This is a genomic window from Oceanobacillus manasiensis, assembly GCF_000724085.1.
GTDB lineage: Bacteria > Bacillota > Bacilli > Bacillales > Amphibacillaceae > Oceanobacillus_B > Oceanobacillus_B manasiensis.
The window spans coordinates 1,145,924-1,172,515 of the sequence record NZ_CCDL010000001.1 but is presented as its reverse complement, the minus strand read 5'-3'; the positions used below and the strand labels follow the sequence as shown (position 1 = coordinate 1,172,515).

Below are 26,592 nucleotides of genomic sequence, written 5' to 3'. Positions count from 1 at the left end.
ATTTATTCTTCACCACTATATATTTTCAACAACTTTTTCGAACTAATATTAATATCATATCCTGTATCTTTTAAAGCAGATTCTCTATTATCCCAGCTTGGACTTTCTATTTTTTTAACCTCATCTATTGCTTGCACCCACTCATCATTCTTATCAGAAAGGTTACGTCTCTGGGCTAGACCAATGTTTAGATCGGCTTCAACTGGAATTGTATCGGATATGAGACAAGGCACCCCTGCTGCTTGTGCTTCTATTAAAGCAATACCCAACCCTTCATATAATGATGGAAAAAGAAATAAATCTATTGCTGACAGGATCTTTTCAATATCCTCTCTTAAACCCAAAAAATGTACATTTTCTTCTATCATATTCTCATAGACTAATTGTTCAATACATTTTCTTTCCTCACCATCTCCTACTAATATTAGGTGAGCATTTGCATTTCGCTTTAAGTACTCGGTAAATACTTCTATTAGAAGAACATGGTTTTTTGCCTTTGTAAAACGACCAATATGTCCAATTATCAGCGAATCATCTGGTAATTTAAGTTCATTAGTAAGATAATTACTATCTTTTTTTAATGTTTTAAACCTTTTTGGGTCTATTGCATTAGGAAAGTGTCGCGTAATCCCTGCTTCTAGTGAATTATTTCCAAACAAAAATTCACAAGCTTCACTGGAGCACCCAATCAGGTGAGTAGCATTGTTAATTATTTTTTTTCTCATTATCCTTTTATACATTTTCCTCAAAAGTGAGTTATACTTGCTATTATTGGAAGTATGACTATGTGCAATTCTAATAGGTATATTTTCTTTATTTGCAATATCAATTACTACTCCACTAAAGAAAAGAACATGGCTGTGTATAACATCATATGGACCGTACTTTTTAATAGTTTCCTTAAGGGCCATTTTATACTTTATTAGATTATCACTTGGTTTGGGGTGTGGTATTATTTTTCCGCCTTTTTGAATAATTTCATCATCATAAAAACATTTTTCATTTGTTTGAACAGCAAAATCAAACTGTACCTTACTTCTATCCATGTTCCTGTATAAATTCATTATTAATGTTTCTAATCCACCGGCTGTCATACTCCCTACTACATGTAGAACCTTAATTTTCCTCTCCAAGACCTGCTTTGACAAAGTTTAACATCTCCCTTTTTTTGTCCTGGATATTTTTTGAAACTTTTATATCTAAGTTACCACTCTTTTGAAGTTTATTATGAATTGCTATTGCAATCTCATCTGTGTTCTCTTTAAAGTTAATCAAATAGTCTTCAAGTTCTAACTCTTTAAAAATGCTTTGTACCTTTATATCCCACTTAATTCCAAATGTATGTTTCATAAATGAAATAGAAGGTAGACATGCATGTAATCTTTGTGCAACAACTAAATCTTGCTGGTATATGACATCTATTAGTTCTTCATAATTGCTTGGGTACTTTCTAATAGATACCCCTTTTGTTTTTTCCAACTGTGTCTTTAAAAAATATTCAACAAAACCATTATCTGTGGGAGCTCCATTGGTAAATATATTAACTTCGTAACCATAGGATACTAGTTTTTCAGCTAAAGATGTCCACCACCTAGCACACTCTTTTCTGCTAACAAATGAATCATTACTTTTTTTAAATTCATTAGGATCCATAACTCCTAGTCCAATTTGCGTTTTTGAATTATTATTACTTTTAATAGAACACATTTCATTTAAAAACAAAGCGGGGTCGGACGTAATTATTACTTTTTTATTGAGTCCGGGATCAAGAGAGACTAAAAATGCTTTAGTATCGCTATCTCGGACAGAGATATAACTTGAATATTCTAGCGCTTCTAAAAAAAGGCTTTTAGCCCTTTCTCCCCAAGGTGCTCTTCCTCCTACAAAAGTAAAGATCACAGGTTTATTATACCGTTTAGCCTCATCTATTACATTTTTTATCCCTAGAGGGAAATTAAGACAATTATCGATTAATAATTGTCCCCCACCAATAACCACAATGTCTGATTCCATTACTCTCTTCTTTAGTTCAATCTTTAACCCTGTGTTTTTTTTATAATTTGAATATACTTTAAATCTTCTTAATGTATTAGGTGTAAATTTTTTAATTAGACTTTCCGAGTTTAATTTAATGTTAGGCTTTTTAGGTAAATCATCAATGCTTCCCATAGTAAAATCAAAATTTGTAATCCGGTATTGATTGTTAATCTTTTTTATAATTAGATTAACAGTCTCTGCAATTAAACGATCCCCTAAATTTTTTGAATTTCCTACACCACATACTAATATATTTTTCATATAAACTACCAAATCCTTTATTTTATAATCATCACAACTTAATGCTAATAGAGTTCTTACTAATAGTTCTTTTTTAAATTCTCCCAAAATAATCGTTAATTTCTCTGACAAATCTATTGTTAGAGAAATTTGTTTTACAAAATTCCTGTCCTTTCTGGCTCAGTTTAGATCTATAAACCTTATCCTCTTTTAATAGCTTGATACTGTGTATGAGCTCGTTTGTATTTCCTTTTCTAATTATAATGCCAAACTCATCACTTGGTATCACCTCTTTTGTACCACCAACATCCGTTGCTATTACAGGAAGTTTATGCCCCATAGCTTCTATCACTACTCTAGGCAACCCTTCTGAATTCGATGGTAAAACAAATGTATCCATTGCGCTAAATGCTTGACTCACATTTTTTCTAAAAGGTTGATGTGAAAATGCTACATCTTCGCTTTCCAATTTTTTCGATTGCTGTTCCCAATATTCTTCATAGCCGGTACTCACATCCCCTATTAATAGAAGGTGTAAGTCATTATAGATTTTAGAAACTTCAATATAACTATCAATAAGAACGTCCAGCCCTTTTCTTTCATTTATTGAGCCTAAGTAACCAATAACATGCTTGTTCGTTGATATTCCAAAGTTTATTTTTGATTCTTTTTTCTCATAAATTTTATATTGATCAAAGTCAAAACCCGTATAAATATTTGTTATTTTATAATTAAATTTTTCAATTTTCTCCTGAGGAATATGTTCTAATACCCCATGAGCAATTGTTATAATCTTATTTGAAAATCTAAGACCCAGGTTTGTAAGAAAAGAATTAGTAATATCAGCCCTGATATACCATACATTTTTTTTCCGTAACAATTTTGTTGCTATCACAGAATATAAAAAGGCCCTTAAATCATTTACATATACAATATCAATATTGTTTTTCTTAATATAGTGTATCAACTTTATGTTATATATAATGATTTGAAGAATGACTACAATTTTTTCAAAAATAGAGTAGTCTAAAACCTTTCCTCCAAAAACATTAGCTTTTTCCCCTAATTTCAACACATCAACTGGAACATTATTTTCTTCTAACCCTTTCATTAATTTACCGTCCCCAGTTGTCACTACTTTGTAACTGAATTTATTGCTATCAAGACCTTGTATAAGTTTTAGCATACTTTTTTGCGCGCCATAGAAGGAGTCATACCTTGACTCCAAGAACATGATTTTTTTCATTATTCAATACCATTACCTTCTTAGATATTTATTATTTGTTCTTTATACGCTTCAACAATAATTTGTCGATTAAATTCTGTCTCCACTTTGTTTCTACCACTTAATCCCAATCTTTTCTTTTTTTCATAACTTAAAGATATGAACTTTTCAATTTTAGCTATCAAATCTTTACTATTTTTCTGTTGAACAACAAATCCATTTATAGCTTCATCAACTATTTCTCTACAACCACTCCGATTAGTAGTAATAATTGGCCTCCCGCAAGCTGCGCTTTCAAGCAATACATTGGACATACCTTCGGGATAATAGGTGGGATGAACTGTACAATGCGATATTTTATGGAATTCCCTAACATCATTTTGTTTGCCATGGTATATTATAATACCTTTATTTTGCATTTCTTTAAGTTTATCTTCATATGTCTCCTCACAAAAACCTACTATATGAAAGGCTGTATTTGGATATTTCTTCTTTATATAAGTGGCAGCATCTAAATATTGATCAATCCCCTTTTCTTTCATTACTCGTGAAATAAATAAGAAATTTATATTATCGTCTGGTGGATAATCCAATAAAGAATAATGTTCAAGATTTACACCAGAACCCGGTAATATTTTATAATTGCCTTTAATTATTTTCTGTTCAGTAAGAAACTCTTTATTATCTCTATTTTGAAAGAACACACATTTCGCTTTTTTTAATGATATTTTATATAGGAATAAAGTGACTTTTTGTAATACCCCTCTATTTTCAACAGCAGTCCCTAAGCCTGTAATATTTGCTATATAAGGAACATTAGATAATCTACAAGCCAAGCCACCATAAACATTAGGTTTAATCGTATATGTTAAAACAACATCTGGCCCAATGCTTTTTATTAATTTTATATAATTAAGTAATAGCTTAAATTCTGTTAGTGGATTTGTCCCACGTCTATCTAAATGGATATCTACGAATTTGCATCCTAAACTTTTTAACTTTGGTACATATTCATCCTTAGGTAAAGAAATGTAAACATCATTATTCTGCTTAATCAATTCTTCTAATAACTCTTTTCTAAAATTATATAAACCCATACCAAAGTTTGCTAACACTAGAACTTTCATGCTTTAACTCTCCTCACTGGAACACCAGTATATGTTCCAGGTTCATCAATATCTTTAATTACAACCGATCCTGCACCAACTATACAACCACTTGTAATACTCACATTATTACTTACTACACTACCAATTCCTAACCAGGATCCTTGTCCCACTTTCACAGTACCCGCTAGATGAACTCCAGGTGAAATATGAACAAAATCCTCAATACAATTATCATGATCTATTGTAGAACCAGTGTTGATAATGCAACCTCTACCTATTTTAGTACAGCAGTTAATAACTACTCCTGCCATTACAACTGTCCCTGTACCTATATCCACTTGATTTCCGATTACTGCTTTAGGGTGAATTAAATTAGGAATACTGGTACCAAATGTTTCAAGCATTTCGTAGATCCTTTGTCTCGTATTATTATTACCAATACCTACAAATATTTCATACTCATCTATATGTGTAAAAACATCATTTGAAGTCCCAATGACTTCTAAACCCATTGATGATTTGATGCTCTTGTCGTCATCTAAAAAAGCAATACTCTGCCATTTATTCATTTTTATCGCAATGTCCGCAACAACTTTTCCGTGGCCGCTAGCACCAATTATTAAAAGTTTGTTTTTCATATTTCCATTTTTTCCTTTTTGGTTCCCTTAAAAGGCTCAATTGTTGCAGCAGTTTCTGAATTAATACCCTCTCTAACGAAAACCTTTTTTATGGTCAAAACTATTATCTTCCAATCCTCAATGAAACTTACATTGTGCACATACTCAACATCGAGATTAAATTTATCTTCCCAACTAATCGCATTTCTACCACTAACCTGCGCCAAACCAGATAGCCCTGGCCTGACTTCATGACGTCGTTTTTGATGATTGTTATACAACGGTAAATACTGCACCAGTAATGGCCTAGGGCCAATAATGGACATATCACCCCTCAAAATATTAAGAAGTTCCGGTAGTTCATCAAGAGATGTAGAACGTAGCAACCTACCAAACTTCGTCAACCTAACACTATCAGGTAATAACACCCCTTTATCATCTTTTTCATCAGTCATAGTCCTAAACTTATACATCATAAAAATCTCTTCATTAAGCCCTGGTCTCTTTTGCTTGAAAAGAACAGGGCTACCTAATTTCGTTCTCACAAGAATTGCAACTACTAGAAGTACCGGACTAAGAACAATAATGGCGATTAATGATAGCATAAAATCCATCGGTCTTTTTACAAATCTCCTATAAATACCACCATTGAAATTCTTCATTATTCTAACCACAACCCTTTAATAGTCTTAACCACTCTTTCTAAGTCTTCATCTGTCATCTTCGTATCAGACGGCAAACAAACACCATTTCCAAACAATTTCTCCGATACATCCGTTCCAACAAAATCATACTTCTCAAAGAAAGGTTGCATATGCATTGGTTTCCATACGGGTCTCGACTCGATATTTTCAGCTTCCAATGCTTCAAATATATCAATAGGCCTTACTTTACCAGACAATGTTATCGAGCTTAACCAATAATTTGGTTCATCCCATTCATTGCTAGGCATGAATTCAAGGCCTTCAAGCCCACCAAGCTCTCTTTTATAAAACTCAAAAATGTAGCTTTTCTTGGCAACTCTTTGATCCAACACCTTAAGCTGTCCTCTACCAATCCCAGCCACAACATTACTCATCCTATAATTAAATCCTAATTCACTGTGTTGATAATGTCTCGCTTGATCTCGGGATTGAGTGGCCCAAAATCTTGCCTTTGCAACTCGTTCTACATTATTAGAAACAAGCATCCCACCACCAGAAGTAGTGATAATCTTATTTCCATTAAAAGAGAAGATGCCATAATCCCCAAAAGTCCCAGTATGCTTACCTTTATAGTAAGTGCCCAATGACTCAGCAGCATCCTCTATAACCGCTACACTATGTTTCTTACATATATCCATTATCTTGTCCATATCAGCGGATAAACCATATAAATGAACAACGATAACTGCTTTCACTTCTGGATATTTTTCAAAAGCTTCTTCCAATGCTTTCGGACTCATATTCCAAGTTTCATAATCACTATCGATAAATATAGGAATAGCATTTTGATAGATGATTGGATTTGCAGTTGCAGAGAAAGTAAGTGTTGGACAGAATACAATATCCCCTTCCCCGACTCCTGCTGCTTTAAGAGCTAGATGGATAGCAGCTGTACCTGAAGACAGTGCTGCAGCAGATTTTGAACCGACTTTCTCAGCTAGCTCTCTTTCAAAGCCATTTACATTTTCACCAAGGGGCGCGATCCAGTTTGTATCAAAAGCTTCCTTAACATATTGCATTTCATAACCTTCATCACTCATATGTGGTGAAGAGAGGAATATTCTTTCTTTCACTTTTGTCGATTCCATTTTCCAGACTTCCTTCCCTTGTTAAGTTAATATTTTAGTAGATTAGGACTTAATTAGAAGACCCACCTCCAACCAACTACTAAACCACTAAAAATTGTTATCTACTACTAATAGCCACCTCGTAATATCTATTCAATCTACCAAGTAAATACGAATTAGATATTCCCTAAAAAACCACTCAAAACCGAGTTTCTTCCTATTATATATACCATTCAATCAATCTATAAATCTCACTAAAAACGCCTTAAACCCTTATCCCGCAAGGATCCCAGCGTTCAATCTAACTGCGATACTCAGTTCCTTAACTCCATTCAATATTTTCCATATTTTAGGTCTCTAAAAAGCCCGTTGAATCAACTTCAAAACACCCGATTTTAGACATATATTTTCATATACTAACAAAATAATATTATGTTATATAGATAAACATTTTTGCGATTATCAACTGTTTTCAACACAATATTGTGGTTATTTATAGACCATTTTGACTTCCTATATAATAACCAAAATGAGATAAAGTTGAAAAATCAACATATAGTATATCCCATCATTAAAAACACATTTTTAATATTTCATATTGTGTTTTTTATCGAATTCCAATACTCACACTGGTAATTTCTATTCAATCTATCAGCCATATACGAAATAGATATTCATTTCATAACCACCCAATCAATCTATAATTCTCACTAACAACGCAACAAACCTATACCGTAAAGATTCCAACACTAAATCTCTGTTTCCAATCCCTCCCCATTTTAATCACCGTTTTCACAAGAAAGGCACCCCCTCTTTTAATCCTTGATTAGAATCATCTAGATGCTTACTATAATTAACATCTCCATTCGCATAAGATATCTCACCAAACTGTGGACAAATTACACTATCCAACTTTCTAAAAGTAAACTCACTAAATTTCACTTCAGAATCAAATACACTTTCCAAATCTAAATACAACTCATAAGATCTTTGTAACCCAAATCTGTTGGAAGCACATACCTTCGCTTCACCTTTTTCAATAATTGATGAGATAACAGGAAAAACAATTAATAGAATAATACAGAATATCGTTAGCAGAGCAAGAATTTCAATTAAAGTAAAGCCTTTATACATCTTCATTTCACTTATTAACTTAATCAATTTAACACACCTCACATGATAGGAACTCTATAGCTCAATTCCTCTAGGTGTTAAATAAATTAATTAAAATTCAGGGCATCTAACCCACCTCACGCCACACTACTGACAACAAGTGTCTAAGGTTCTTTAACCCACAGCACAGCCGAGTGCCCCCATTGATAAAGGTAAGGAGACATCACCTTAATGTGAAAAGACTTTGGTAAGCCAACCAATTCTTAAAATAAATGTCACAATTATTAATTAAAGCATAAAAAGGGGGGCTACTTACTTAAAGCCCGACCCTATTGACACTAACCTTTTCTATCAAATACTGCAACAACTCATCTTTAATTTCTTCATTCTGTAAAGCCATCTCTATATTGGTCTTCACAAAACCTAGCTTCTCCCCAACATCATAACGCATGCCTTCAAAGTCATAAGCATAAACATTTTGCAACTCGTTTAGCATTTGTATCGCGTCAGTTAACTGGATTTCGCCACCTGCACCAATTTGTTGCTTGTCCAAGAAATCAAAGATCTCTGGTGTAAATATATAGCGACCCATAATAGCAAGATTAGAAGGTGCAGTACCTTGTTTCGGTTTTTCAACAAAGTTATTAACCTGATAACGACGACCTTCTATGGTGCTAGGATCTACTATTCCATACCGATGTGTTTCACTGTCTGGCACCTGCTGTACGCCTACAATAGATTGTTGTGTTTCTTCGTATTGTTGAATTAGCTGTCTGAGCCCAGGGGTTTCAGCACGAACAATGTCATCCCCTAATAACACTGCAAATGGTTCATTACCAATAAACTTACGTGCACACCATACCGCATGCCCTAAGCCCTTTGGATCTTTCTGACGGATGTAATGAATATCAACATTAGATGCATGATTAACTTTTTCCAAAAGCTCAAACTTCTCTTTTTTCACTAAGTTATCTTCTAATTCAAAGTTATGGTCAAAATGATCTTCGATTGCACGCTTTCCTTTACCCGTCACAATGATAATATCTTCAATTCCAGATTCAATGGCTTCTTCGACAATGTACTGAATCGTTGGCTTGTCCACAATCGGAAGCATTTCTTTTGGCATTGCTTTTGTAGCAGGTAAGAACCTTGTCCCTAACCCCGCTGCTGGTATAATTGCCTTTTTTACTGTTTTCATTACCCTTTCCCCCATCCAAATAAAAAATGACTAATAGTTTTATTGATATGAATTCACCTAACGGCTTAACTCCCTTTTACACTTAAATAAGTTTTCTCCATAAAGACTATGGTCATAAGCTTGTCCTTAAGCTCCTTTTTATCGTAACCTTCAAACCTATCAATCAAATCAAGGAACAGCTGTTTATCAACAACTGCCGTTCTCCCAACATAAATCTTTTCATATACTTCCCCTGGGTGAACTTCATCTTCCCCAAGTAGTTCCTCATACATTTTCTCCCCTGGTCTTATACCAGAAAATTGAATTGGAATCTCTTCTTCACTATAGCCTGATAGTTTAATAAGGTTACGGGCCAAATCTACTATCTTAACAGGTTCACCCATATCAAGGACGAAGATTTCGCCACCCTTAGCAAGCGTTCCTGCTTGAACCACTAATCTTGAAGCTTCTGGTATTGTCATAAAGTAACGCGTCATTTCTGGGTCAGTTACCGTAACTGGGCCACCCTGCTCAATTTGCTTCTTAAATAAAGGAATAACACTGCCTCGACTTCCTAGTACATTACCAAAACGGACGGCAACGAATTTTGTTTTACTTCTACTTGCTAGATCCTGAATAACCATCTCTGCAACACGCTTTGTTGCCCCCATAACGTTTGTTGGGTTAACGGCTTTATCTGTTGAGACAAGTACGAACGTATTAATACCGAATGTGTCGGCTGCTTCGGATACATTTTTCGTTCCAATAATATTGTTTTTCACCGCTTCGTGCGGGTTGTATTCCATAAGTGGCACATGCTTATGTGCTGCAGCATGGTAGATGATCGCTGGGTTATGTGTATTTACAACCTCGAAAATGCGTTCCCTGTCCTGGACATCTGCAATAACGGGCAGGATCTCAATGTCTTTGTCACCGTATTGCTTTCTTAATTCCATATCAATTGTATAAATGCTGAATTCTCCGTGTCCGACAAGGACGATTTTCTTTGGTGCAAACTTCATAATCTGGCGACAGATCTCCGAACCAATCGAGCCACCAGCACCTGTTACCATTACCGTGCTACCTGTTACATATTCTGAGATTGCGTTAATATCAAGTTTTACCGGCTCCCGACCAAGTAAATCCTCGACCTCTACATTTTTCAGATGACTGACAGATACTTTTCCAGTCATCAGATCCTCAATTTTCGGGATCATTTGTACCTTCGCTTTTGTCTTATTAGCTGAAGCAACAATCTTTTCCAGTTCTCCATTTTGTAGAGATGGGATTGCAATAACGATATGCTCGATATCGAGCTCCTCCACTACAGTTGGAATATCTTGCACTCCACCAGCAACGGGTAAATTGAATAGTTGCATCTTTTGTTTATGTGCATCATCATCCACAAAGGCCACTGGCCATAGTTCGGTGTTCTGCTGTTCATTTCTAAGTTGGCGAGCAATCATCGCACCCGCCGAACCAGCACCGACAATTAATGTACGCTTTTGATTCGTTGCTTGTTTTATGTATCTATCTCGGTAAATACGCCATACAAAGCGTGAACCACCAATTAATATAATATGAAGCATCCATGTCACAATAAGTGCTCTTCGGTAGAGTGCGAAGTCATTGAATAAGTACATGACAACCCCTGCTGCTAAAACCGAGAACGTGACTGCTTGTACAATTGTTACGAGTTCGCCAACACTGGCATAGGACCATACTTTGTTATATAGCTTATAAATAAATGCAAATAAATGATGAAATAATAAAAGTGCGATGGCGCTAATTATAATGGCATTAAAATTGATAACGGATGTAAATGGATAAACAACCCAAGATGCGATAAATATTGCAGTACTGACAATGATCGAATCTAATAAAATCAGCAGCAATAAGCGTGTCCGATAATTCATAAGCATGCCCCTTTCTTTTTATGTTTTAATTCCTTAAAGTAATGAATAAGATTTACTCGGCGTTTTATTCCCGTTTTTGTATAAATATGACTGATATGTACTTTTACCGTTCTTTCTTTTGTGTCAAGCAGGTACGCGATATCACGATTCTTTAACCCTTTCGTCATTAAAAAGGCAATTTTAATTTGCTTTGGCGTTAAATTAACACCACATGCAAGTAACCTATGTGCGAACGCTTCTTCTTCTACTTGACTCATTTCGACAATTTTATTCCTCAGTAATTGTAACAAGGTTATGGGCAAAATACTATGGTTCTTTTGTGCATTATTCACTCCTTCAACTATCGCTTGGAGCGAATGCTCTTCCATTATACTCATAAGTCCGGCTTTAACTAGACTCAGCAAATAAAGTGGTTCTTCCTCACCAGAGACGAGTCCAATCACCTTCACGTTTTGCTTATGTAATTCCTCTGTGCTGCTGACACCTTCGGTCGGTGAAAGATTTTCTAGGTCCAAAAATACGAGTTCACAGCATGTAGCCAGCATTTCGATTGATCCAACCATAACTGGTATATCATGTTTCTCTTCCATTTGTGTTGCAGTCTCTCTCACACTATCTCTTGGTTGATAAAACCCCACATAGAACATATCTGTACCTTCATTCTCAGCTGACATTTCGTATGTAAAAACTTTCCCGTAAACATTTTCCTAATCTAGGAAAATAAGCTACTCTAGTTATAATACTAAAGGCCTGGTCATAATAATAGTGACTTTTGGAAATAAAAGTCACAGTTAGCCTAATATATACCTAATTTTTCCTGTTAATAACATTCTGCAAGTAGTTGATAAGCTTCTTACGGTTTGGGATTTCAAACTTATGATAGAGTTCACTAATATAATTTTTAATGGTTCCTTCGCTAAGGAAGAGTTTTTCGGCAATTTGTTTATTAGTATGATAATCCATAAGCAAATAGGTGATATCCAGTTCTCTTTTTGATAAGGTGATATTGCGATTTTGAAGTTTACAGTCAAGGATTTGTTTTTTCGTGTAGGATTGTTCACGGATTTTTTCTGCCAGGATACGAGCAGCAGAACCAGATAAGACGATTTCATTCTCATAGACATCTCGAATACTACGGATCAAACTAGTTGAGCGGAGACTTTTTAATAGGAACCCGTCTGCACCTGCATTTATTCCAGCTAAAATGAGCTCCTCGTCAGCATATGTCGTAAGCAGAATCACCTTTACTTCGGGGTTCTTTTCTTTAATTTTGATCATTGCTTTTATTCCATCCAACTCTGGCATATGTATATCCATTAGGACGACGTCCGGTAAGTATTTCTTAAATGTAGCAATTGCTTCCTCGCCATTTGTAGCAATCCCCACGACCTGAATGTCATCAGTATTGGAGATTAATGCCTCTACCCCTTCGCTAAATAAGCGTTGATCCTCCACAAGCATAACGTTAATCATGATTACTGCCCCTTTTACTACATTAGTTATCTATTGCTTCTATTGTGCACGATGCTTTCAAGTCATGCTAAGAGGAACCCCTTCCCCGATTGCATGCTTGTTTAAAAAGAGAGTACGCTACCTGTACTCCCACCCCTTGTCTGTTAAAACAAGCCTAAAAACTTTTTCTTCTTAACCTTAAAAGGTTCCATTTTATTTACATTACTGTTATCTATTAATAATTGGCTGTTTTCCATAAACATATAAAAGTATTCACTACCGTATTCCTGTTTAATTTCCTGCATTGCTTCCTGTAAGCAAAAGCCACGTGTTGTGGTATTATGTGCATCTGTCGCAACAAAATGGGTTAAGTTAGATTCAATTAGCTGATGGGAGAACTTTTGAATATTTTTCCCGAATTTACCGATTACACTCGCTGCGGTAACTTGCGTTAGCGCCCCCTTGCGGACAAACTCGTACAGTTTATTCGGATCCTGGATTAGTTCAGCGTTTCGTTCTGGATGCACGATAATCGGTGTATAGCCAGCCAGTTGTATATCATATAGCATTTGCGCTGCATAGCGTGGCACACTACTTGATGGAAACTCCACAAACATGTATTTTGTCTCATTTAGCGGAAGGATGATCTGGTTTTCGAGTTCTTCCATCATATCACCATTAATACGTACCTCCTGCCCCGGAAGTACGGTTAACGGGATATCTTTTCTAACTAATAGTTCACTTAGTATCTCCACATTTCGCATAACAGTGTCGCGTTCATTATCGTATTTTCCATTTCTATGATGTGGGGTAGCTATGATCGTATGAATCCCCTGCTCTACAGCAGCCTTTGCCATTTCTATGCTGTCTGACTCTGTCTGTGCACCGTCATCAACACCTGGTAATATATGACTATGAATATCGATCATTCCATTCACTTCCCTTTACTATTTCTTTGGTGTTTTTATTCGTTTGAATTATTCAAATATTACTGTATATTATAGCAGATTTTGTAAGTCTCTACCAAATTAATGAATGTAAAAAATCATTAACTATTTTTAGGACTATTGACCCATTCCGATTGTACCAAAATATAAATGGTCTAGCTATGATTTGTTATTACAGATTTGCTGTTACAAAGAAAAAACTCCCTGCTCTTTTGATTGCAGGGAGTTCCCTCTATTAATTTGTACCATAGTAATAATGATAGTTTGATGCCTTCTTCTCACGATCATTAAGCACAGCACCAAGCAATTTCGCTCTTGCTGGCTCGAGTGCTTCTTTTGCTTTTTCAACCGCTTCGTCTTCAGTATGCTTACTGCGCACCACTAATAGTGCACCATCCACAATATTGGCTAAAATTTGCGCATCTGTTACGGCAAGGACTGGAGGCGTATCAAAAATCACCATATCATAAGACTGTCTTGCATCGATAAGAAATTGTTCCATTTTTCTAGATGCTAGCAATTCTGATGGATTCGGCGGAATTGGACCACATGAAATAACATCTAAATTATCAACATCTGAACGATTAACCGCTTCTTCTATCGTGTTTTCTCCAACTAGAATGTTGCTTAATCCCCGAAGGTTATCGAGACGGAAGGTATAATGTACCGTCGGCTTTCTTAAATCAGCATCGATAAGCAAGACTTTTTTCCCTTGCTGTGCATATACCACCGCTAAGTTAGCCGTAGTCATTGACTTCCCTTCTCCCGGGCCTGATGAAGTAACTAAGATAGAACGTAGTGCTTCATCTACTGATGCGAACTGCAGGTTGGTACGAATGGTACGATACTGCTCGGAAATAGGGGACTTCGGGTTGAGCTTGGCAATCAGGTGCCGCATTTTGTTCGTTTGTCTAGCTTGTTTTTTTCTGCGCGCCATCAAAGCCACCCCTTTTTTGTGATTTTGCCTGGAAGGAGAACTGATCTCCATGCAGGTCATCTGTATCGATATGTGCGATCACACCTAAAACGGCTAGACCATGTTTCTTCTCAAGGTCTTCTTCTGTCGTCACTGTGTTATCCAAGTATTCTAGTAAGAAGGATAATCCTACACCTACCATACCACCCAGCACGATCGCAATTGCAATATTGAGTACTGGATTTGGCGCAACTGGAGAAGGATTTTCGCTTAACTCAGCTTCTGACAAAACTTTTACATTATCAACATTCATAAATTCCGGAAGATTCTCTTGAAAGGTAGAAACAGTCGTATTGGCAATATCTACCGCCAGTTCCGGGCTCTCATCCGTTGCTGTCACGGACACCACCTGTGAATTTTCCGCATTGGAAACTTGAAGCTTGTTTCCTAATGTTGTGGAGCCGTAAGGAAGGTTTAATTCTTCTACTACTTCATCTAAAATAGCTGGACTTTTAATAATAACATTGTATGTATTTATAATTTCAACATTGGCTCGTATATCATTGACATTGTATTGAACTTCCGGATCCTGCTGCCCCTGGTTAACAATGAATTGTGAACTTGATTCATATGTCGGTGTCAGGACAAAATAACTCACTACTGCTGCGATCAACGCTGCCCCAAAAACAAAGGCAAGTATCAATAGCAAGCGTTTCTTGATGACCCCGAATATCTCCTTCAGGGAAATAGTCTCTTCCATGCTGGTACCCCCATCTTCCTCTTAATCTAAGTTTTTTTCTACCGTATTTCGACATTACAATATGAAATTATATCATAAATGCTAGTGTTTAAAATCTTTTTTTTATAATTTTTAACAATTTTAGAAGGGAGGAGGTAGTGCAGGTTACAGCAAGATTGGTGTGGAGAGGGGGGAATTAGGTCGTGACTAAATACCTATAATAGGAGTTTGTGTTTATTTATATTACAGTTACATTACAATGTTTCTAGTTGTCTATGAATCTTTTGTCGAAGGATATATAATAAAATTACTTTCTAGTAGATTATGGAAAGAAAACACAAATTATACAGGGGGATACGACTTTGGCCAATAAGAAAATGATCATGTCGATTACTGCTGGTGCAGCTATAGCAACAGCCATTGTCGGTGCAGAAGAAGCAGAGGCAGCGTCATATAAAGTAAAAGGCGGCGACTCACTTTGGACCATCGCACAGAAATACAACACGAGTGTTTCCGAGTTGAAATCAATCAACAAACTATCAGGTGACATTATCTTCCCGAACCAGGTTCTGGAAACATCTAAGAAATCATCCAATACATCTAATTCTAGTTCTAGTTCTAATTCTACTACTAATACATCTACATCATCTAACTCTACATACACTGTGAAAAGTGGCGACACATTAAGTGGCATTGCCTCGAAACACAACATTTCACTAAAGAATTTAATGGACTGGAATGGCTTGACTTCCACGCTCATCTTCCCAGGCAACAAATTCGTTGTTAGCAAAAATGGAGGATCCAGCTCAAGTTCTAGTGGCTCTAGTTCAAGTGGAAGCAGTTCAAGTTCTGGCGGAAGCAAATCTCCGTCAACAGGATCAGCTACGGTTTATACAGTTAAATCAGGTGATTCTCTATCACGTATCGCATCACAAAATGGTACAACTGTAGCGAACTTGAAAAAATGGAACAACTTAAAATCAGACTTAATCCTAATTGGTCAGAAGCTTAACATCGGATCAAGCAGCTCTTCTAGCTCAAGCAACAGCTCAGCTAGTGAAAAGCCAACTGCTAATGTGAGCTACAATGTTAGTAAACTAGTATCCACAGCGAAAAGCCAATTCGGTGTACCATATGTATGGGGTGGCTCCACTCCAAGCGGCTTTGACTGCAGCGGATTCATTTACTACGCATACAAAAAAGCAGGCATGAGTAATATTAGCCGCCTATCAACAGATGGCTACTATAATCGCTCATTCTATGTAAGCAAACCACAAGTAGGCGACCTAGTATTCTTCTCAGGCACCTACCGCGCTGGCATCTCCCACATGGGAATCTATGTCGGAAACAATGAATTCATCCATGCAGGCTCATCCACTGGCGTTACGAAAACAAGCTTAAACAACTCCTACTGGAAGAGCAAATTTGATGGATTTAAACGGTTTTATTAATATTGATTTTGGTTAATGGGGAACTCCAGCGGGGCTGGAGTTCTTTTTTTTGGGTTGTGGTGAGTTTATATTATTACGGTTCCTCATTTTGTTTTTGTTTAAACATGTTTTTTTGGGTTGGAGGCATTTGGTAGACGGTTTTATTAAATGAGGGGTTGGGTTTGGTTAATGGGAACTCCAGCGTGGCTGGAGTTCTTTTTGGGGGTTGTGGTATTTTTTAGCTGCGTCTCTTCTTGGGTTTGGTGCGTCTCTTCTTGGGATTGCTGCGTCTCTTCTTGGGTTTGGTGCGTCTCTTCTTGCGATTGCTGCGTCTCTTCTTGGGGCTGGTGCGCCTCTTCTTGGGATTGGTGCGCCTCTTCTTTGGGTTGGTGCGCCTCTTCTTGGGCTGGTGCGTCTCTTCTTGGGCTGGTGCGTCTCTTCTTGGGCTGGTGCGTCTCTTCTTGGGATTGCTGCGTCTCTTCTTGGGGTTGGTGCGCCTCTTCCTAAGATTGCTGCGTCTCTTCTTTGGGCTAGTGCGCCTCTTCTTGGGGTTGCTGCGTCTCTTCTTGGGATTGCTGCGTCTCTTCTTGGGACTGGTGCGCCTCTTCTTGGGGTTGCTGCGCCTCTTCTTGGGATTGCTGCGTCTCTTCTTGAGGTTACTGCGTCTCTTCTTGGGGTTGCTGCGCCTCTTCTTGGGACTGCTGCGCCTCTTCTTGGGATTGCTGCGTCTCTTCTTGGGATTAGTGCGTCTCTTGATTTTTACATTTAGTGTTTCCTCCATCTTCTTTTTTTCTTATCATATATTAAATAGTTTTGTAGGAGTTTTGTAGTTATATTCTTTGAAGAGATTCCAAGAAATTTTCTACACTCCCGATTGCTAATGCTGGGTTTAATTAAATAGAAGTAATCCAGCAATGCCCTCTTATGCGCGGCTTTACTTTTCACTTTGCACTTAGGGCACAGCCACGTCCCATAGATTCGTTGCATGCCAAGATATTTACATGCTGGGCAGTGAACACCTGGGAGTATATCTTTGGCTTGTATCCCGTATCGCGTCATGGGAAGATGGTATGTTTGTTTACATGCGCCCAGAATTTTGGCCCCTAGCTTTTGATGCTGAATGGGCGTATTTTTAGCAACCGCATTGTCCTGATGCATAATCTTCCCTGGTATATATGCAGCGTGCGCGACAACTTTGGCGATGTGCTCCTTTTCTCCTTCTACTTTAATAATAGTGCTCGGATTGCTGATCGCAATAAAGCAATAGATTGGAATAAGTGGGAGATTCTTTTCTTGCAGCCAGGCTTGGAGGCGTTGTTTCTGCAGCTCTGCTTGTTGGATGGGGTGACGGAAGCCTGTTTCTTGTGAACCATCATCGCGGGTGAATTGTTGGAGGAAAGTATCAAAAAGTATGGTGCCACTGTAATTTTTCACTTCTACTATATATGCTGCATGTGGAGAGATTAGGAGATTATCAATCTGCATATTCTTCCCATCAACGGATAGGTTGAGATCTTGTAAGATGGTCATTTCGGCTGCGAGTTCATCCAAATAATAGTCCACCTGCCTTTCGCCAATATAACCCTTATTGCGCCGTGCGAAATCACCCTCCATTTCTCTAAATTTTGGATGGTCTGGCCTAATCCTTGATAGTAGTGCCTCATATTGATCGAGCTCTGTTTTGTTTCTTTTTTTTATAATCATTTCGTTCTCCTTTTTACCTGCTATCATACCTTCTATTTGATAGTGTGAGAAATCTATAAAAATTAATTTTCATTATAGAAAGGACCTCTATTTCAAATTTTTCACTTAAGAGAAAAGGAAATTTGGGACCTACACGCTCAAGGAAAATCGAGTATTATCATCTTTTGTTAATTACCTGGTGTGTTATAATAAAGCTGAAAACAAGGAGGTGATGAACATGCAAAAAGAAGATCAAATCATTGGGATGCTTGGACAGATTGGGGATCGATTGGACAAGATAGACAACCGACTAGACAATGTCGAAAATCGGTTGGACAAGATGGACAATCGACTAGGCAATGCCGAAATTCGGTTGGACAAGATTGAAAATCGATTAGATAATATGGAAACCAAGTTAGACACCCATGACACCAAACTGGATGATCACAGTCAAATGCTTCGTGGTCTTTTGGCGGGGCAGGAGACATTGAAGGCAGAAATGGGTGGTTTAAAATTATCAAACGCTAAGGAATTTGGGGAATTAAAAGAAGAAGCTTACAATCAAGCCGCCCAACTGACGATGCTACGAGATGATGTGTGGGCAAATCGGACGGAGATATATCGTATGAAGCGCAATGCTGATCCCCAATAATCTCCAATTAAAAAACCCGGACAGAGTCCAGGTTCTCACCTAACCAAATATGCTTCTAAAATATAACGCTCAGGTGCTGAGCCAATAAAGTCGAATGGATAGCATGTGCTGACAGTTAGTGTGGCACGTGGTTTTGGTACGATAACGGTTCGGTCATCTGCGTCGACAATCCGCACCTTGCGTACCTTGTACGTGAACTCCCCTGCTTCTGTTGTAACAACAAGTTCATCCCCAACACCAACTTCCCCTAGCTTGCGAAATACCGTATCGCGATGGCCAGATAGAACGGAATTGTCTTTTTCTCCTGGTAGGACACTATCTGCAAAATGGCCGACACCCTTGGCTAGTTCATCTTCATCTGTCCCGTGGAAAATCGGCAAAACGGCCTTTAGTTTAGGGATGGAAAGTGCTCCGATTTCGTCGCCAATTTCTGGGCGAGTTGGATAAAGCACGTCGGAGTCTGCTACTTTTTTCTCTTGAGCAATTTCGACTTCCACAGGTTCAGCGGACACTTCATTCTCCCCTCCCCCACCAAGACTATATCCTGTTAAAAAGGTCCATCCACTGGTTGTGGTTAACCAGATCCCCCCTGCCATAAGCAGGAGGGCGCTGACTAACAGAAACAATCGCTTTTTACTTTTCAAGGTTGGTTGTCCTTGTTCTACGATAGAGCACAAAGCCTGCCCCGATAATAAATAATCCTGCAAGACTGTTCATGCCATAATTGGAAGCTGTTTTCGGCAGCTTTCCGCCTTTTACAGTCGTTGGCGTTGTTTCGTCTGTAGAGACCGCATTTTTGACTGGCTTAGACTCCGGTTTGTCGGTACCACTTGATAAAGCTTTTCCTGTATCATGTATGGTCTTGGATTCTACCATTTCCCCAGTAATTATCAAGTCAGCCAGAAATATGTCTTCTAGATTATAAAGTGAGATTTTCAAGTCTGCGTTCACAAGCTCTGTCATATTGAACAAGGCAGTTAAGGATAATGGCTTTTCTGTGCCATCTTTAATTAAGCTAAATTCTACTTTCAACTGGAAAATGGAAATGAATTCTTTGTAAATGGACAGTAATTCGGCTGCCTCTTTTGGTGTTAATTCTGTTGCTGTGTCAAAGTCTTCAAATGCCATCATGCGCTCAGCCAAATTAAAAATGCGCTCTAGCATTTCGTCATCCATCGTTTCAAAAATAGAAAGGAAATGTGCTTCCAAGCGTTCAATTTCTTCCATGGTCAACCCATACTCTTCCATTAATACGCTTAATTCATCGATGAGGTACATGTCCTCAAAATAACCACTTATATCCTGATCAAGATCATCAATAAAAATATAATCATTGATATCAAGCCCGTTTTCATTCAAAAGATCGAGCAGCTCAGATTTACTCACGTCATAGAAGTCGGCAAAGTAATCAAGATTGCTCAAATCTTCTTTAATAATTTCGCCTAGGAAGTCGAAAAGACGATCTATCGTTTTAAAATTATCCAGTGATTCTTCATATCGGGCTAGTGATGCCACAATATCCTCACGGGTAACCGTGAAACCTCTTATTTTGCTAACTTCTTTTAAACGAATCTCTAGATTTTTATCAAAATCTGGGTCGCGTACAACCTTTTCTTCTACATAAAAGTCGATCGCTTGGTAGAGGTCATCTATAAATACATAGTCTTCCAGTGTTTCCCCATTTTCAGCTAATAGAGCTTCTAAGTCTGCTTTAGTAAATTCATAACTTTCATATACACTACGTAAGTTCCGGCCATCTTTTCGAATGACCTCTCCTAACCAACCTTCTAAGTCTTCCACTGTTTCAAAGTTGTCCAATGTATCTTCATATAATGTGAGGGAATACTCGATGTCTGTTTGTGTCACTGTAAAACCTCTCTCTTTGCTGACCCTTTCCAAGTATTTGCTTAAATCCTTTTCAAATCCAGCGTTCTGCCCTGCACTTGCATAGCCTGGCATAACAGCGACAACGAATAGTACAAAAGCCAATAAAGCCAATGCCCATTTTTTCATTTCTTCTCCTCATTTCCTAATTTTGCTAATCTTCCTGAAATGATTATAGCCTTGAACAGGTGTTCTGGCAATCTATTTTTTAATAATATTTTTTTGTAAAGATTTGATTAATAAAAACTGTTAGAATGGGATGAGGAGGTGCCTCATGAAACTATTACAATCTAAGGGAGAAAGAATCTTTTATCTTATATACATAACGTTGATGCTCGTTTCCTATCTCGGCTATGTTGCGCTGGATAATTATCGTGTCACTACAAGAGGGAGTGGCTCCATTACCGGAGAAGAAGCACAATCTATCGCACAAATTGGCATGTGGACATCGAATGTTGAGTTAATCTTTATTGTTTTGTTCGTTATCGTAATGATTGTGATGTATTTACGTGCTTTTAAAAAAAAGGAAGTTATCAAATTATTTATCATTATGAATAGTGTTCTCTTTGCTGGGATTATTGTTTTGAGCTTCATTTTATTGCTGGTGACATCCCTGCCGATTGGCAATTTACTTCAGCCTTTGTTCTTCCCTGTCTTTCTACTTGTCATCCTATTACCATTTGTAAAATTAATGAACAAGAAGAAAGAGCAATCGTTTTAAAGTTGGATTTTGCCGGGAATAGTTCCTTAACTTACATTTCAATTGGGAGATGATTTTATGGGACCGGAAAGATACTCGGAAAACTGGTTGTATCAGCAAATAGATGATACGTTAGCTTTTTATTATCCGACCTGCATGGATTACGAAAATGGCGGGTATTATCATAGTTTCTATGACAATGGTGAGCTTAGTTCCGACACGACGAAACACTTAGTCGGGACCTCACGCTTCATTTATAACTTCAGCATTGGCGCTATTCTTGGCCGTGGTGATTTTTGTATAGAAGCTGCCGAACATGGCTTGCGTTTCTTGCAGGAGCATCACCAGGATAAGGAGAATGGTGGTTATTTTTGGACATTGGATGGCCAGAAAGTCACCGAGGATAAGAAGTATGCCTATGGTCATGCGTTTGTATTGCTTGCAGCTTCAAAGGCATACTCGGCTGGAATTGAGTGGGCGCGCGAAGTGATAGAATCTGTTTATCAGGTGCTTGAGGAACATTTCTGGGAAGCAAAGCATCATTTGTATGCGGATGAACTGACTGCTGACTGGTCTGAAATGTCAGCGTACCGCGGGCAAAATGCCAATATGCATATGTGTGAAGCAATGATTGCCGCATATGAAGCAACCTCTGAAAAGGTGTATTTAGAGCGAGCTTATGAGATTGCGGACGCTGTAACTGGTCGTTTGGCGGCTCAAACAAAGGGACTCATTTGGGAGCATTTTACTCCTGATTGGCAGCCAGACTGGACCTTCGTAGAAACAGAAGAAAGCAAGCAGGAATTCCGCCCAAATGGCTTTATACCAGGCCATTCCATTGAGTGGAGCAAGCTGCTGATGATGCTTGATCGGCATATAAGTGAGCCATGGATGTTAGACAGAGCAATTCACTTATACCAAGAAGGCTATCAAAAGGGTGCGGATACCGAATATGGTGGCATCATTTATTCCATTTCCGCAGACAAAGTCATGATGGATACCGATAAATATTACTGGGTCCAAGCCGAAACATTCGGAGCCTCCGCCCTACTTGCGGTGAAATTAGGCAAACCCGCCTACTGGCAACGCTATGAAGCCATGCTGGATTATTGTTCGGAGAGCTTTATTGACCAGAAGCATGGTGGTGGCTGGTTTAACACCCTATTCCGCGATAATCTGCGGCAAAGCGCGATTAAAAGCGAAAAGGCAAAAGCCGACTACCATCCAATCGCGAATTACTATGAGACATTGCGCGTGCTGGCCGGCGCTTGATGAGTGGCGCATCACATTTGGTAGTGCGCCTCTTTTTGAGGTGCTGTGGTTTCACTTTGAGGTGCTGTCTTGTCACTTCGGAGGGCTGTCTTGTCACTTTGGGGTGCTGTCTTGTCACTTCGGAGGGCTGTCTTGTCACTTTGCAGCACTGCCTTGTCACTTCGAGATGCTGTCTTGTCACTTCACTGTCCTCTCGATTTACTTCAAAAAAACAAGGCTCCCAGTTAAGAGAGAGCCTCTGATTTACTAATCTTTATATAAATATTCGCCATTTGTTTCTATTACTTTTTTATACCAGTCGAAACTGTCTTTTTTCATTCTTTTTAATGAACCGTTACCATAGTCATCTTTATCTACATAGATAAAGCCATACCTTTTTGCCATTTGACCTGATCCGGCACTAACGATATCGATAGGTCCCCAATACGTATAACCTAAGATTTCACATCCATCTTCAAGTGCTTCATGCAATTCGACTAGATGCTTGCGTAAATATTCAATGCGATAGTCATCATGAATTTTTCCATCTTCAGCGATTTCATCTTTGGCACCAAGCCCATTTTCTACGACAAAAAGTGGTTTTTGGTAACGATCATAAAGCTCGTTACACACATACCTTAGCCCCTTAGGATCAATTGGCCAACCAAAATCTGAGTTTTCCAGATATGGGTTTTCGTATCCAATGCTACCGCCCGTTGATTCATAAATCGGCGTCCCCGCTTTATAAGTAGAGGTCAGATAGTAACTAAATGCTAAGAATGAGCACGTATATTCCTTAAGTAATTGTTCATCCCCTGCTTCTTTCTCAATCGTAACGTTGTGCTCTTTAAGTATACGATTTACATAAGTTGGATATTCTCCTCTTAGCATAACATCTGAGAAAAAGAGGGATTTTCTTCTGTTTTCATATGCACCAAACACGTCATCAGGATGACAAGTATTTGGATAAAATGCACTTAAAGAAAGCATACAACCTACTTCATTCTCTGGCATGATAATTTTTCCCAGCTTGACCGCCATGGAATTTGCTAAGAAGAGGTGATGACTTGCTTGGTACACCCTTTGTAACTTGTCGGGTCCATCCTCAATACGGCAAGCACCTGCTGCATAAGGAATTTTATGCATATTGTTTACTTCATTAAAGGTCATCCAGTATTTAACTTTATCCTTGTATCTTTGGAAGATGACTTCACAATACCTGCTGAAGAAATCTATTAACTTACGATTTTCCCAACCGCCATATTCATCCAATAGATGTAAAGGTGTTTCATAATGTGATATAGTCACCATTGGCTGGATACCTTTACTTATTAATTCATCAAAAAGGTCATCATAAAATTGTAACCCCGCTTCATTTGGCTCCTCCTCATCACCATTTGGAAAGATTCTTGTCCAGTTAATTGAAGTTCTAAACAGTGAAAAGCCCATTTCAGCGAACATTGCAACGTCGTTTTTGTATTCATGATAAAAGTTAATGGCTTCATGGCTAGCGTAGTATTTTTCAGGATCAATCTCCCTATCAGCTACACCAGAAATAATACCGCCTCTTACTACATCTGCAATGGAGACACCTTTGCCATCTTCATTCCATGCGCCCTCTGCTTGGTTAGCCGCAATTGCCCCACCCCACAGAAAGTCATTAGGAAATGCTTTTTTTGTTTGTTTCAACGCTCTCACTCCTCTATTTTGCTACTTTTTTGCAACTTATTATCTGGCATCTATGCATCAGCAGTTGTCGTTTCTTCGTCTAAAGCCTTTTTATCTATAATTTTGAAGAACGGCCAGTAAATAAATATGTTAATAACGATTAGAATAGCCTGTAATAAAATGAGCATTACAGATCCCGCTAGAATGGAGTTCACAAATACTGGTGTACCTACTGGCATATGAAGTCCGTTTACTAGTGGGAATACTCCTAGGTTCATTAGCGTGTATGAAATAATACCATTAACTAATGGAGCCAGTATGAAAGGTATTGCTAAATATGGATTCAAAACAATTGGTAATCCGAAAATCATAGGTTCATTAATATTAAAGATCCCAGGTACAATAGCGAGCTTACCTAATGTTTTATACCGTTTACTCTTCGCAAAAAATGTTAATAAAATTGAAAGCGATAGGGTAGCACCTGCTCCACCAATAATGATGGCAATAGCTAAGAATCCAGTGTTAACTATGTTCTCTGGTGCGTTACCAGCAGCTATAGCATCTAAATTTTCAAGACCAAGCGGGATCCAAACTCCATAAAGAATAGGCAAGATTGCTAAGGTACCATGAATACCGAATAGCCATAACGTATGAACCACAAGAATAAGGACGATCATGGACCAAAATCCGCCACCAATATTTTGTAATGGGGCTTGGACAAATGAATAGACAAATTCGTGTGCGCTTTCAAAACTGGTTAATTTAAATAACCCACTTATAATCGTAAAAAGGATTACAATGAGAATTCCTGGAACTAGTCCAGCAAAGGTTTTTTCTACAGTTGGAGGAACCCCAGGGGGCATTTTAATCGCCCAACCACTCTCTACAATAAATACATACAATCTAGCAGACAACAGTCCGACTATAATGGCTACAAAGAGCCCTTGGGCACCGAGAAACTCAACAGGTATCGTTGTGGCGTCATCTACCACTAAGAAAGGTGTAAGGACAAAGAAAGATATTAAAGCAATAATCCCTGCTACTACGCCATCTTGTTTATAGAAGGTAGTTAATTTATAAGCTATACAAAACACTGCATATAGTGCTATTAACGAAATCGTAACCTGTGCTGGCAGGTTTAAGACTCCTTTTAACCCGGTTTCCGTTATAAAGTCTTGGTATGCCGTGATATTAATATTTGCAATTAATGTGGAAAGAGCCCCGATAATTATAACGGGTAGTGCAAGGAGCAATCCTTCAGATACTGATTTTAAGTATCTATTCTCTCCTATCTTTCCTGAAACACGCTGCAATTTAGCCTGAAAAGCTTCACTACGTGAACTCATATTTAACACTCCATTCATCAATAGATTATCATTACATAGTTAGAACGAGCTATTTAGATTCAATTAAATCCAATGCCCAATCTAGAACCTTTTGTCCATTCATCGTTCCATAATCTAGGCTATTAATGACTTCTACAGGAATGGAGTCATATTTTTTCTGGTAATCACCTTTCAAATAGGAAACCTGTGGACCTAGCAAGAGCACATCAGCATCTTGCACATATTTTTCTAAATCTCCACCTGATGTTGCGTTAATTTTAATTTCCTCTTCTGAACCTTTAGCTGCTTCTTCCATTTTGTTAACAAGCATACTTGTAGACATTCCTGCTGCACAAACTAGTAAAATATTTTTCATAATGAATTCCTCCTAATTTTTAATTATTCATTTTTTGATATACATCAATAAGCTCTGTTGCTAGTTCCTTCACTGTCATGGCATTCATAAGATGATCTTGAGCATGTACCATCAGTAACGTTATTTCTGACTTTTCACCTCTAGTTTCAGCCTGAATTAAATCAGTTTGAACACGGTGTGCCTTGCTAAGATCTTGCTCTGCAAGTTCTATTAGCTCTTTCGCTTTGGTAATTTCGCCGTTCTTTGCTTCTTTAATACCTAATAACGCATTACTTCTTGCATTACCACCGTTTACGATGATTTCCATGATAATCTGTTGATAATCCAATATGTTTGACCTCCTTATGTGAACCGTTAACGTTTG

27 protein-coding genes are annotated in these 26,592 nt (G+C 37.9%); 5 read left to right on the top strand and 22 right to left on the bottom strand.

Annotated elements, in window-relative coordinates; genetic code table 11:
- Positions 1-2: 2 nt before the first annotated feature.
- From BN985_RS05845 to BN985_RS05775, 15 genes are all read right to left on the bottom strand, one after another.
- On the bottom strand, positions 3-1,148 hold the full coding sequence (locus BN985_RS05845; RefSeq protein WP_052360621.1) for a glycosyltransferase family 1 protein: 1,146 nt from the start codon (positions 1,146-1,148) through the stop codon (positions 3-5).
- Positions 1,117-2,385, bottom strand: coding sequence for a polysaccharide pyruvyl transferase family protein (locus BN985_RS05840; RefSeq protein ID WP_198029973.1), 1,269 nt, complete (start codon positions 2,383-2,385; stop codon positions 1,117-1,119). The genes BN985_RS05845 and BN985_RS05840 overlap by 32 nt, the downstream gene beginning before the upstream one ends.
- Positions 2,372-3,523 carry a glycosyltransferase family 4 protein gene (locus tag BN985_RS05835; RefSeq protein ID WP_042221715.1) on the bottom strand — a complete coding sequence of 384 codons (1,152 nt, stop codon included), beginning with the start codon at positions 3,521-3,523 and terminating at the stop codon, positions 2,372-2,374. The genes BN985_RS05840 and BN985_RS05835 overlap by 14 nt, the downstream gene beginning before the upstream one ends.
- A 20-nt stretch (positions 3,524-3,543) precedes the next feature.
- Positions 3,544-4,629: a glycosyltransferase family 4 protein gene (locus BN985_RS05830; protein WP_042221713.1), complete on the bottom strand. Its 1,086-nt coding sequence runs from the start codon at positions 4,627-4,629 to the stop codon at positions 3,544-3,546.
- On the bottom strand, positions 4,626-5,249 hold the full coding sequence (locus BN985_RS05825; protein ID WP_042221711.1) for an acetyltransferase: 624 nt from the start codon (positions 5,247-5,249) through the stop codon (positions 4,626-4,628). Before BN985_RS05825 ends, BN985_RS05830 begins: the two co-directional genes overlap by 4 nt.
- On the bottom strand, positions 5,246-5,890 hold the full coding sequence (locus BN985_RS05820) for a sugar transferase (RefSeq protein ID WP_042221709.1): 645 nt from the start codon (positions 5,888-5,890) through the stop codon (positions 5,246-5,248). The genes BN985_RS05825 and BN985_RS05820 overlap by 4 nt, the downstream gene beginning before the upstream one ends.
- The gene (locus BN985_RS05815; RefSeq protein ID WP_042222960.1) at positions 5,890-7,005 is read right to left on the bottom strand and encodes a DegT/DnrJ/EryC1/StrS family aminotransferase; all 1,116 of its coding nucleotides are present in this window, start codon (positions 7,003-7,005) and stop codon (positions 5,890-5,892) included. The genes BN985_RS05820 and BN985_RS05815 overlap by 1 nt, the downstream gene beginning before the upstream one ends.
- A gap of 786 nt (positions 7,006-7,791) precedes the next feature.
- Entirely contained in the window at positions 7,792-8,160 is a 369-nt protein-coding gene (locus BN985_RS05810) for a type II secretion system protein (RefSeq protein ID WP_042221708.1), read from the bottom strand.
- Positions 8,161-8,428: 268 nt separating this feature from the next.
- Positions 8,429-9,310, bottom strand: coding sequence for a UTP--glucose-1-phosphate uridylyltransferase GalU (gene galU, locus BN985_RS05805; RefSeq protein WP_042221707.1), 882 nt, complete (start codon positions 9,308-9,310; stop codon positions 8,429-8,431).
- 65 nt (positions 9,311-9,375) lie between these two features.
- Positions 9,376-11,205, bottom strand: a complete 1,830-nt coding sequence (locus BN985_RS05800) for a polysaccharide biosynthesis protein (protein WP_042221705.1) — start codon at positions 11,203-11,205, stop codon at positions 9,376-9,378.
- Positions 11,202-11,879 carry a LuxR C-terminal-related transcriptional regulator gene (locus BN985_RS05795; protein WP_042221703.1) on the bottom strand — a complete coding sequence of 226 codons (678 nt, stop codon included), beginning with the start codon at positions 11,877-11,879 and terminating at the stop codon, positions 11,202-11,204. The genes BN985_RS05800 and BN985_RS05795 overlap by 4 nt, the downstream gene beginning before the upstream one ends.
- 133 nt (positions 11,880-12,012) lie before the next feature.
- Positions 12,013-12,678 (bottom strand): response regulator transcription factor, encoded by a 666-nt coding sequence (locus tag BN985_RS05790; protein ID WP_042221701.1) that lies wholly within the window; start codon positions 12,676-12,678, stop codon positions 12,013-12,015.
- Positions 12,679-12,821: 143 nt separating this feature from the next.
- Entirely contained in the window at positions 12,822-13,586 is a 765-nt protein-coding gene (locus BN985_RS05785) for a tyrosine-protein phosphatase (protein ID WP_042221700.1), read from the bottom strand.
- Between the two features lie 253 nt (positions 13,587-13,839).
- A complete protein-coding gene (locus BN985_RS05780; protein WP_042221698.1) occupies positions 13,840-14,541 on the bottom strand; it encodes a CpsD/CapB family tyrosine-protein kinase in 702 nt (233 codons plus the stop codon).
- Positions 14,516-15,280 carry a YveK family protein gene (locus BN985_RS05775; protein WP_042221696.1) on the bottom strand — a complete coding sequence of 255 codons (765 nt, stop codon included), beginning with the start codon at positions 15,278-15,280 and terminating at the stop codon, positions 14,516-14,518. The genes BN985_RS05780 and BN985_RS05775 overlap by 26 nt, the downstream gene beginning before the upstream one ends.
- Before the next feature lie 341 nt (positions 15,281-15,621).
- Here BN985_RS05775 and BN985_RS05770 point away from each other — a divergent pair, with 341 nt between their 5' ends.
- Together BN985_RS05770 and BN985_RS05765 are read left to right on the top strand one after the other, a co-directional pair.
- Positions 15,622-16,710 (top strand): C40 family peptidase, encoded by a 1,089-nt coding sequence (locus BN985_RS05770; RefSeq protein WP_052360620.1) that lies wholly within the window; start codon positions 15,622-15,624, stop codon positions 16,708-16,710.
- Positions 16,711-16,915: 205 nt separating this feature from the next.
- Positions 16,916-17,458 (top strand): hypothetical protein, encoded by a 543-nt coding sequence (locus BN985_RS05765; RefSeq protein WP_042221694.1) that lies wholly within the window; start codon positions 16,916-16,918, stop codon positions 17,456-17,458.
- On the opposite strand, the gene BN985_RS05760 is transcribed toward BN985_RS05765, so the two are convergent.
- Complete coding sequence (locus tag BN985_RS05760) at positions 17,455-18,393, bottom strand: nuclease-related domain-containing protein (protein ID WP_198029972.1); 939 nt, start codon at positions 18,391-18,393, stop codon at positions 17,455-17,457. The genes BN985_RS05765 and BN985_RS05760 overlap by 4 nt on opposite strands.
- A gap of 211 nt (positions 18,394-18,604) precedes the next feature.
- Here BN985_RS05760 and BN985_RS05755 point away from each other — a divergent pair, with 211 nt between their 5' ends.
- The gene (locus BN985_RS05755) at positions 18,605-19,024 is read left to right on the top strand and encodes a hypothetical protein (RefSeq protein WP_156960079.1); all 420 of its coding nucleotides are present in this window, start codon (positions 18,605-18,607) and stop codon (positions 19,022-19,024) included.
- Between the two features lie 35 nt (positions 19,025-19,059).
- Here BN985_RS05755 and BN985_RS05750 read toward each other — a convergent pair whose 3' ends face one another.
- A complete protein-coding gene (locus BN985_RS05750; protein ID WP_084157504.1) occupies positions 19,060-19,620 on the bottom strand; it encodes a class D sortase in 561 nt (186 codons plus the stop codon).
- Between the two features lie 37 nt (positions 19,621-19,657).
- A complete protein-coding gene (locus BN985_RS05745) occupies positions 19,658-21,037 on the bottom strand; it encodes a processed acidic surface protein (protein WP_052360618.1) in 1,380 nt (459 codons plus the stop codon).
- A 145-nt stretch (positions 21,038-21,182) separates the two neighbouring features.
- Here BN985_RS05745 and BN985_RS05740 point away from each other — a divergent pair, with 145 nt between their 5' ends.
- Both BN985_RS05740 and BN985_RS05735 read left to right on the top strand, forming a co-directional pair.
- Positions 21,183-21,629 carry a hypothetical protein gene (locus tag BN985_RS05740; protein WP_042221689.1) on the top strand — a complete coding sequence of 149 codons (447 nt, stop codon included), beginning with the start codon at positions 21,183-21,185 and terminating at the stop codon, positions 21,627-21,629.
- Between the two features lie 57 nt (positions 21,630-21,686).
- Positions 21,687-22,880: an AGE family epimerase/isomerase gene (locus BN985_RS05735; RefSeq protein ID WP_042221688.1), complete on the top strand. Its 1,194-nt coding sequence runs from the start codon at positions 21,687-21,689 to the stop codon at positions 22,878-22,880.
- 246 nt (positions 22,881-23,126) lie between these two features.
- Here BN985_RS05735 and BN985_RS05730 read toward each other — a convergent pair whose 3' ends face one another.
- The 4 genes from BN985_RS05730 to BN985_RS05715 are packed head-to-tail and all read right to left on the bottom strand — an operon-like array spanning position 23,127 to position 26,556.
- Positions 23,127-24,548: a glycoside hydrolase family 1 protein gene (locus BN985_RS05730; protein ID WP_042221686.1), complete on the bottom strand. Its 1,422-nt coding sequence runs from the start codon at positions 24,546-24,548 to the stop codon at positions 23,127-23,129.
- Between the two features lie 50 nt (positions 24,549-24,598).
- On the bottom strand, positions 24,599-25,873 hold the full coding sequence (locus BN985_RS05725; protein WP_042221685.1) for a PTS sugar transporter subunit IIC: 1,275 nt from the start codon (positions 25,871-25,873) through the stop codon (positions 24,599-24,601).
- Positions 25,874-25,922: 49 nt separating this feature from the next.
- Entirely contained in the window at positions 25,923-26,228 is a 306-nt protein-coding gene (locus BN985_RS05720) for a PTS sugar transporter subunit IIB (RefSeq protein WP_042221683.1), read from the bottom strand.
- 19 nt (positions 26,229-26,247) lie between these two features.
- Positions 26,248-26,556, bottom strand: a complete 309-nt coding sequence (locus BN985_RS05715) for a PTS lactose/cellobiose transporter subunit IIA (protein ID WP_042221681.1) — start codon at positions 26,554-26,556, stop codon at positions 26,248-26,250.
- Positions 26,557-26,592: the final 36 nt, after the last annotated feature.